The 1,512-nt window shown below is 68.8% G+C and carries 2 protein-coding genes and 1 pseudogene; 1 reads left to right on the top strand and 2 read right to left on the bottom strand.

Annotated elements, in window-relative coordinates:
* Entirely contained in the window at positions 1-813 is an 813-nt protein-coding gene (locus VF697_RS05585; protein ID WP_331092446.1) for a DUF3108 domain-containing protein, read from the bottom strand.
* Between the two features lie 302 nt (positions 814-1,115).
* Between VF697_RS05585 and VF697_RS05580 the strand changes: the two genes are divergently transcribed.
* On the top strand, positions 1,116-1,322 hold the full coding sequence (locus VF697_RS05580; protein WP_331092445.1) for a hypothetical protein: 207 nt from the start codon (positions 1,116-1,118) through the stop codon (positions 1,320-1,322).
* Between the two features lie 19 nt (positions 1,323-1,341).
* On the opposite strand, the pseudogene VF697_RS05575 reads toward VF697_RS05580, so the two are convergent.
* Positions 1,342-1,512: pseudogene (locus tag VF697_RS05575) on the bottom strand (YggS family pyridoxal phosphate-dependent enzyme); the annotation flags it as partial.

Here is a 1,512-nt window from a genome sequence, read left to right as displayed (position 1 = left end):
CTAGATACCGCTCTGGGTCGCCACCGCCGGAGTCGGCGCGACGACCTTGCCCTGCTCGTAGTCCGTCAGCTCCGCGACGAGGGCGCCCAGGGCGAGATCCGCCTCGATGCGCACCGGCACGTGCCGCGCGTCCGCCGTCATCCACACCGACATGTCGCGCTTGGACTTCAGGTTGCCGGAGAACTCGGTGTACACGCGCAGCCGGTACACCTCCTGCTTGCCCAGGCTCGTGCCGAGGCTCTCCTTCGCCTCCACCTTGGCCTTCATCAAGAAGCTCTTCGAGCCGGTGAAGACGGGGTAGCTGTACTCCCTGCCCACCTCCAGCGCGCGGTTGCGCAGCGCGAAGGTGGCCCCGGCCACGTCGAGGGTGCCCTCGAGCAGCTCGTGCGTGGACTCGCGGGGCGGCTCGCCGTCCTTCTGCTTCACCACCTGGGCCGAGCGCCCATCGTCGCTCAGCTTCACGCGCACGCGGCGGCGCCGACGGTTCTCGTCCTCCATCATGTCGGAGCCCAGCACCCGCTGCGTGCCGGAGTGCCAGTAGGAGACGAACTTGTCCTTGATGGGCCACACGCCCGCCACCGACTCCGTCTTGGCCACCGCCACCAGGGGCCACACGTCCTTGCCCCACTGCTTCATCGGAGCGCCCACGGTCACCTGGGCCGTGCCCGCGGTCATCCCGAGGTACTGGACGCGGTAGCGCGCCTGCTCTCCGGGGCCAAAGGCCGACGGGGCCTCACCCTGTGCCAGGGCCGACCCCGACAGCAGGAGGCTGAACAGCATCCCGGTGAACACTCCCTTGTACTGCTTGCGCATCGATGGCTCCTGGCTCGGTCCTCCGCGGCCTTGCCAGTTGGCAGGTGCGGAAACTAGGCAGCCGCACCCTGGCGCGCCAACTCCACGGCCAGCTTGGGACTTCCCGGCTGCATCCTCATGGACGGATGCGGCGGGGGCCCATTCAACCGCGAATTCCGCCGTTCGTGATGGGCCGGGTGGGAAGCAGGTGGGGCCCGGTCGTCCAGCATCCGACCTGGCACGCGCGGGGCCGGAGGCTGCTAGCCTGGGTGGGACTGACCGGCACATGCCAGGGCCGGTGCGAGCAGCCGAGGAGGCACGCCATGCCGTTGGACCACTACGAAGACGACGACGACAAGGACTCGGGCTCGAAGGGGGCCCGCAAGGACTTCGACTGCCCGGATTGCAACGCCAACAATCCGGTCGAGGAGCCGCTCGAGGATGGGCAGGAGGTGCTCTGCAACTACTGCGGCATGCAGTACTCGGTGAAGGCCCTGGACAACGGCCGCTTCAAGTTCAAGGAGCTGTGAGCCCGCGAGGGGAGGGGAGTCAGGCGCGCTCGCCGAAGATGGCGGTGCCCACCCGCACCAGGGTGGCCCCTTCCTCGATGGCCAGCTCGAAGTCGTGGGTGGTGCCCATGGACAGGCCCGTCAGCCCATGTTGCCGGGCCAGTTCGCGCAGCGTGCGGAAGTAGCCGCGCGCCACCTGCGCGTCCTCGGT

It is taken from the genome of Archangium sp. (assembly GCF_036388035.1).
In the GTDB taxonomy this organism is placed as follows: domain Bacteria; phylum Myxococcota; class Myxococcia; order Myxococcales; family Myxococcaceae; genus Archangium.
This window is presented reverse-complemented; position numbering and strand designations above follow the sequence as displayed.